This window comes from Nocardioides sp. (genome assembly GCF_014360585.1).
GTDB lineage: Bacteria > Actinomycetota > Actinomycetes > Propionibacteriales > Nocardioidaceae > Nocardioides.
This window is the reverse complement of record NZ_JACIXG010000007.1, coordinates 111,483-117,715: the sequence shown is the minus strand read 5'-3', so window position 1 is coordinate 117,715 and position 6,233 is coordinate 111,483. Positions and strand designations below refer to the sequence as shown.

At 68.8% G+C, this 6,233-nt stretch carries 6 protein-coding genes and 1 riboswitch; all 6 genes read right to left on the bottom strand.

Annotated elements, in window-relative coordinates; all coding sequences use genetic code 11:
* Positions 1-79: 79 nt before the first annotated feature.
* Positions 80-2,968, bottom strand: a complete 2,889-nt coding sequence (gene gcvP / locus H5T77_RS04470) for an aminomethyl-transferring glycine dehydrogenase (RefSeq protein WP_472850333.1) — start codon at positions 2,966-2,968, stop codon at positions 80-82.
* Positions 2,969-3,027: 59 nt separating this feature from the next.
* A riboswitch (glycine riboswitch) is annotated at positions 3,028-3,118 on the bottom strand.
* Between the two features lie 82 nt (positions 3,119-3,200).
* The gene (locus tag H5T77_RS04465) at positions 3,201-3,818 is read right to left on the bottom strand and encodes a MerR family transcriptional regulator (protein WP_218860707.1); all 618 of its coding nucleotides are present in this window, start codon (positions 3,816-3,818) and stop codon (positions 3,201-3,203) included.
* Positions 3,819-3,994: 176 nt separating this feature from the next.
* Positions 3,995-4,462, bottom strand: a complete 468-nt coding sequence (locus H5T77_RS04460; RefSeq protein WP_091042032.1) for a bifunctional nuclease family protein — start codon at positions 4,460-4,462, stop codon at positions 3,995-3,997.
* Positions 4,463-4,493: 31 nt separating this feature from the next.
* Positions 4,494-5,246, bottom strand: coding sequence for a transcriptional regulator FtsR (gene ftsR / locus H5T77_RS04455; protein WP_292645583.1), 753 nt, complete (start codon positions 5,244-5,246; stop codon positions 4,494-4,496).
* A 2-nt stretch (positions 5,247-5,248) separates the two neighbouring features.
* Positions 5,249-5,731 (bottom strand): FHA domain-containing protein, encoded by a 483-nt coding sequence (locus H5T77_RS04450; protein WP_292645582.1) that lies wholly within the window; start codon positions 5,729-5,731, stop codon positions 5,249-5,251.
* A gap of 99 nt (positions 5,732-5,830) precedes the next feature.
* Positions 5,831-6,217 carry a glycine cleavage system protein GcvH gene (gcvH, locus tag H5T77_RS04445; RefSeq protein WP_366816608.1) on the bottom strand — a complete coding sequence of 129 codons (387 nt, stop codon included), beginning with the start codon at positions 6,215-6,217 and terminating at the stop codon, positions 5,831-5,833.
* Between the last annotated feature and the right edge of the window lie 16 nt (positions 6,218-6,233).

The window sequence follows — 6,233 nt, the reverse complement described above, 5'->3', positions numbered from 1 at the left end:
AGACCAACACGGTCGCATACGAACCGTGTTGGTCTCGACACGCCTCCGCTTAGCGGCTCCGGCGGCTCGACCGACGGGCTTACTCGGCGAAGGACTCCACCGGCGGGCAGGAGCAGATCAGGTTGCGGTCGCCGTAGGTGTTGTCGATCCGAGCCACGGGCGGCCAGTACTTGTCCGGGTCGATGCCGCGGGGGAAGACAGCCTCCTCGCGGGAGTAGGGGCGGTCCCACTCGCCGACGAGCGCACGAGACGTGTGCGGAGCACCGCGCAGGACCGAGGTCTCTGCGGTCCACTCTCCCGAGGCGACCCGGTCGATCTCACCCTTGATCGCGATCATCGCCTCGATGAACCGGTCCAGCTCGGCGAGGTCCTCGGACTCGGTCGGCTCGACCATGAGCGTGCCGGCGACAGGGAAGGACATCGTCGGCGCGTGGAAGCCGTAGTCGATGAGCCGCTTGGCGACGTCGTCGACGGTCACACCCGTCTCCTTCGTCATCGGACGCAGGTCGAGGATGCACTCGTGGGCGACCAGGCCGGTCTCACCGCGGTAGAGCACCGGGAAGTGCCCGCCCAGCCGCGCCGCCACGTAGTTGGCCGACAGCACAGCCGCCGAGGTCGCCCGGGTCAGGCCCTCGGCACCCATCAGGCGGACGTAGGCCCACGAGATCGGCAGGATGCCCGCCGAGCCGTACGGAGCCGCCGAGATCGCGCCGATGCCCGAACGCTTCGAGGCGTCGGGGTGCAGCGAGTGCGAAGGCAGGTAGGGGGCCAGGTGGGAGCGGACCGCGACCGGACCCACACCCGGTCCGCCACCGCCGTGCGGGATGCAGAAGGTCTTGTGCAGGTTGAGGTGGGAGACGTCACCGCCGAACTCGCCGGGCTTGGCGTAGCCCAGGAGCGCGTTGAAGTTGGCACCGTCGATGTAGACCTGGCCGCCGGCCGCGTGCACCAGCTCGCAGACCTCGGTGATGCCCTCCTCGTAGACCCCGTGGGTCGAGGGGTAGGTCACCATGATCGCGGCGACGTTCTCGCCGTGGGCGTCGAGCTTGGCCCGCAGGTCGTCGAGGTCGACGGTGCCGTCCTCGGACGACTTCACGACCTCGACCTTCATCCCGGCCATCACAGCCGAGGCGGCGTTGGTGCCGTGCGCCGAGGACGGCATCAGGCAGATCTTGCGGTGCCCCTCCCCCTGCGCGTCCAGGTAGCCACGGATCGCCATCAGGCCCGCGAACTCACCCTGCGAGCCCGCGTTCGGCTGGATCGAGACCTCGTCGTAACCGGTCACCTCGGCCAGCCACCCCTCCAGCTCCCCCACGAGACGCGCGTAGCCGGCAGCGTCCTCAGCCGGGACGAACGGGTGCAGGTCGGCGAAGCCGGGCAGCGAGATCGGCTCCATCTCGGTGGTCGCGTTGAGCTTCATGGTGCACGAGCCGAGCGGGATCATGCCCTTGTCGAGCGCGTAGTCGCGCCCCGCCAGCTTGTGCAGGTAGCGCAGCATCTGGGTCTCGCTGTGGTGTGTGTTGAAGACCTCGTGGGTGAGGTAGTCGGTGGTGCGCAGCAGCGCGTCGGGCAGCGCGCTGGCCGAGGTGCGGTCGATCTCCTCCAGGTCCACGCCCGAGACGCCGAAGGCGTTGAGCACTGCCGAGAGGGTCGAGCGCGTGGTCGCCTCCGAGGTGGAGATGCCGACGGTGTCGGCATCCACCAGACGAAGGTGTACGCCGAACCGGCGCGCGGCGGTGACGACGTCGGCCGCCCGCCCGGGCACGCTGACGCCCAGCGTGTCGAAGAACGTCTCCGAGACCAGCGGGAGCCCGGCCGACCGGAGCGCTGCGGCCAGCACGGCGGCGTAGCGGTGGGTGCGGGTCGCGATCGTCCGCAGGCCCGCGGGACCGTGGTAGACGGCGTACATGGACGCGCCGACGGCCAGCAGCACCTGCGCGGTGCAGATGTTGGAGGTCGCCTTCTCCCGGCGGATGTGCTGCTCACGGGTCTGCAGGGCGAGGCGGTACGCAGGCCGACCCTCGGCGTCGACGGAGACGCCGACCAGGCGACCGGGCAGGTGCCGCTCGATCCCCTCGTGGACCGCCATGTAGCCGGCGTGCGGGCCGCCGTAGAAGAGCGGGATGCCGAAGCGCTGGGTGGACCCGACGACGACGTCGGCGCCGAGCGTGCCGGGCGCCTCAAGGACGGTCAGCGCGAGCAGGTCGGCGGCGACCACCGCGAGCGCGCCCCGCTCGTGGGCGGCATCGATGACCGGCTTGAGGTCGGGCACGTGACCGGAGGCGCCGGGGTACTGCACCAGCACGCCGATCAGGTCACCCTCGGGCAGGCCCTCGGAGAGGTCCGCCACGACGACCTCGAGACCCATCGCCTCGGCACGCACCTTGACGACCTCGATCGACTGCGGCAGAGCGTCGGCGTCGATGACGAACGGACCAGAACCCTTCCGGTTGGCCCGGTGCACCAGCGCCAGCGCCTCGGCGGCCGCGGTGCCCTCGTCCAGGAGCGAGGAGTTGGCCACCGGCAGGCCGGTCAGGTCGCCGACCATGGTCTGGAAGTTGATGAGCGCCTCGAGGCGGCCCTGGGAGATCTCGGGCTGGTAAGGCGTGTAGGCGGTGTACCAGCTCGGGTCCTCGAGCACGTTGCGACGGATCACCGGCGGCGTCACGGTGGCGTGGTAGCCGAGCCCGATCATCGCCTCGCCGGGCTTGTTGGAGGCCGCGATCTCCCTCGCCAGCGAGGCGACCTGCGCCTCGGACAGCGCGCGCGGAAGGTCGAGCGACTCGACCGACCGGATGCCGGCCGGGACGGCGGCGTCCATCATCTCCGCTACCGAGTCATACCCGAGCCGCGAGAGCATGGTCTTCTCGTCGGCGGCGGAGAGCCCTACGTGGCGCTCCACGAACGGGGAGGCGGCATCGAGCTCGGACAGGGTGGGCGTGTCGGACACAGTGGCTCCTGAGGGCATCTAAGACAACTCGTAAGCCCTCCCCCTCTGTCACCGCACATGCACGGCTTCAGAGTTGCCTGGTCCGCACAGTCGTGGGTGCCTGAGAGTTTCCGGGGAGGAATTGCCCCTTCGGCGCCCCAACACGTGGGGCTCTCCCGTGCGGGATGGTCAGCAGCCCCAGCATAAAGGACGAGCCCCTGAGGCCCCGCCTTCGCGGGGCCTCAGGGGCCGGTGTCGACTGAGTCCTATCTCACCCGGCGGTGCGGGCGGCGCGCCTGGCGGCCAGCTCGTCGGACATCGAGGCGACCTGCTCGCCGTCCTCGGACGTACGCTCGCTGGGGAGCTCGGCGAGAGTCCCCTCGACCTCGCGCCAGACACCACCGATGGCGATGCCGAAGACACCCTGTCCGCCCTGGAGCAGATCGATGACCTCGTCGTTGCTGGTGCACTCGTAGACCGAGGCGCCGTCGCTCATCAGGGTGACGCGGGTCAGGTCGTCGGTGCCGCGCTCGCGCAGGTGCTGCACTGCGGCACGGATCTGCTGCAGCGAGATGCCGGCGTCGAGCAGACGCTTGATGACCTTGAGGATCAAGATGTCGCGGAAGGAGTAGAGCCGCTGCGTGCCTGAGCCGGTCGCGCCGCGCACGCTCGGCTCGACGAGCCCGGTGCGGGCCCAGTAGTCGAGCTGGCGGTAGCTGATCCCGGCCGCGTTGCAGGCCGTCGGTCCGCGGTAACCGGTGTCGCTGGGCAGGGTCGAGACATCGTCGGTGAAGAGAAGGCCCTGCTCGTCAGCCTGCTCCGCCGCGCGTTGCGCGTCGTCGGCGCCGTGGCCGGGCTTCTGTTCGTGGTCGAACACGATGTCCTCCATCGTCTACTCCGTTGTGCGTAACTCCACTCGGGGAATGAACGGCTGCGGCGGGGGGACCACACCGTTGGAGTTACAACAGAGACAATTACAAGGTAAGCGCCGTAAGCGCCCTGGTCAAAGAACCCTCCCCGGCGTGTCGCCGCCGCTAACTCTCAATCTCAACTTGAGAGTTAGGGTCAGTGGGACTCGAAGTCCTCGGGCGTGATCTCGTCGAGGAACTCGCGGAACTTCTCGATCTCGTCCTCCTGCTCGGCCGGGACAGCGAGGCCCGCCTCGTCGAGGACTTCGTCGGAGACCACGATCTTGGTGCCCGTACGCAGCGCCAGCGCGATCGAGTCCGAGGGCCGCGCGCTCACCTCGACGCCCGAGGCGAAGACCAGGTTGGCATAGAAGACACGGTCGGTGACCGAGGTGATCTGCACCTCGGTCAGCTCGTTGCCGGTCGCTTCCAGGACGTCCTTGAGCAGGTCGTGGGTCAGCGGTCTCGGCGGCACCACACCCTGCTGGGCGAAGGCGATCGCGGTCGCCTCGACCGCGCCTATCCAGATGGGCAGGTATCGCTCACCGGCCACCTCGCGCAGCAGCACGATCGGCTGGTTGGAGGGCATCTCCACTCGGACTCCGAGCACATCGACCTCGCGCATGTGTCCACCCTACCCGGTCGGCTGAGCAGCCTCAGCGCTCGCGCAGGCCCGACTTCACCAAGGTGGCGTGCAGACGCACCGCCAGCGAGGCGATCTCGCTGCCGATCTCCTCGGCCCTGCCCTGCGCTCCGGCGTTGCCGGGACGCCGCAGCGGCGCCACGATCTGCTCGATGAGACCGACCTCGCGGTCGGCGGCGGCCTTCATACCGCGCAGATGGCGGGGCTCGATGCCGAACGCGGCCAGCTCCTTGGCCGTGCGCGCGATCGTGAGGGCGGCGGTGTCGTAGTGACCGCTGCGCAGCGGGACCACCAGCGCCATCTTCTCCAGCTCGCTCAGCAGCGAGTCGTCGACCTCGGCGATCTTGAGGAGCTCGCGTCGCGAGATCCTCATGTTGTCCGTACGCCGGAACGACTCGGCCCCCGGCGTGCCGTCGGGAGTCAGGGCAACCGTCGGCACCGTGGGCACGGTCGGCTCGATCTCCGGCGGCTCGAGGCCGCGGTCGATCGCGTCGAGGTGCTCGCCGATGACCTTGAGGGGCAGGTAGTGGTCGCGCTGCATCCGCAGGACGTAGCGCAGTCGCTCCACGTCTCGGCGGGAGAACTTGCGGTAGCCCGCGGGCGTACGCTCCGGCTTGATCAGTCCCTTGTCCTCGAGAAACCGGATCTTCGGGATGGTCACCGTCGGGAAGTCGGGGCGCAGCTGGTCCAGGACCTGCCCGATGTTGAGCCGCTCCCCCGAGTCGCTAGCCGGCCGTTGAGGGTCAGGCGTCGCGGCTGCGGCCATGACTACGCCCCTTCGTGCCCGGCGTAGAAGACGAGCCGGAACTTCCCGACCTGGACCTCGTCGCCGTCCTTGAGGACGAACTTCTCGATCCGGTCGCGGTTGACGTAGGTGCCGTTGAGACTGCCGACGTCGGAGACCTCGAACGTGTCACCGGTGCGCGCGAACTCCGCGTGGCGACGCGAGACGGTCACGTCGTCGAGGAAGATGTCGCTGTCCGGGTGGCGACCCGCGACCACGGTGTCCTGGTCGAGCAGGAAGCGGCTTCCGGCACCGGGACCGCGTTGGACGACGAGCATGCCGTTGCCCCGCGGCAGCGCCTCGACGGTGGCCGCCTCGATCGGGCTGAGCACCCGGTCAGAGGTGTCGGCGTCAGCTCCGAGCTGGATCGTCGAGGTCTGGTCGGTCCCGGTCAGGCTTACGCCACACTGCGAGCAGAACCGCGCTTGGTCGGGGTTCTGGCTTCCGCAAGCGGGGCACACGGACATTTGAGCTCCAGGTTCATCGAGGGCCGGGCACATACCCTCAAGTGAACGTTGAGGGATGGTATCCGCAACCTATCAGGTCGGCCCAGGTGTTCGGTTGACTTACGCGTCGAGTGATGCCTCGTACGCCGCGGCGTCGAGGAGGCTCTCCAGCTCAGCAGGATCGGCCGGGTTGATCTCGAAGAGCCAGCCACCGCCGTAGGGGTCGTCGTTGACCAGCTCGGGCGTCGCGTCGAGCGAGCCGTTGACCGCGACGACCTCGCCCGAGATCGGCGCGTAGATGTCGCTGACGGACTTGGTCGACTCGAGCTCGCCGCAGCTCTCGCCGGACTTGATCGTGTCGCCGACGGCGGGCATCGAGACGTAGACGATGTCGCCGAGAGCGTCCTGGGCGTAGTTGGTGATCCCGATCCGTACGGACCCCTCGGTCTCGCCGGGGTTGCGCAGCCACTCGTGCTCGCTGGTGTACTTCAGGTCCTCGGGGTACACGGGAATCTCCTCATCA

What these genes read in the sequence shown, in the direction of transcription:
- gcvP (WP_472850333.1), bottom strand. Translation starts at nt 2,968, where the DNA reads ATGCCCTCAGGAGCCACTGTGTCCGACACGCCCACCCTGTCCGAGCTC.
- H5T77_RS04465 (WP_218860707.1), bottom strand. Translation starts at nt 3,818, where the DNA reads ATGGAGGACATCGTGTTCGACCACGAACAGAAGCCCGGCCACGGCGCC.
- H5T77_RS04460 (WP_091042032.1), bottom strand. Translation starts at nt 4,462, where the DNA reads ATGCGCGAGGTCGATGTGCTCGGAGTCCGAGTGGAGATGCCCTCCAAC.
- ftsR (WP_292645583.1), bottom strand. Translation starts at nt 5,246, where the DNA reads ATGGCCGCAGCCGCGACGCCTGACCCTCAACGGCCGGCTAGCGACTCG.
- H5T77_RS04450 (WP_292645582.1), bottom strand. Translation starts at nt 5,731, where the DNA reads ATGTCCGTGTGCCCCGCTTGCGGAAGCCAGAACCCCGACCAAGCGCGG.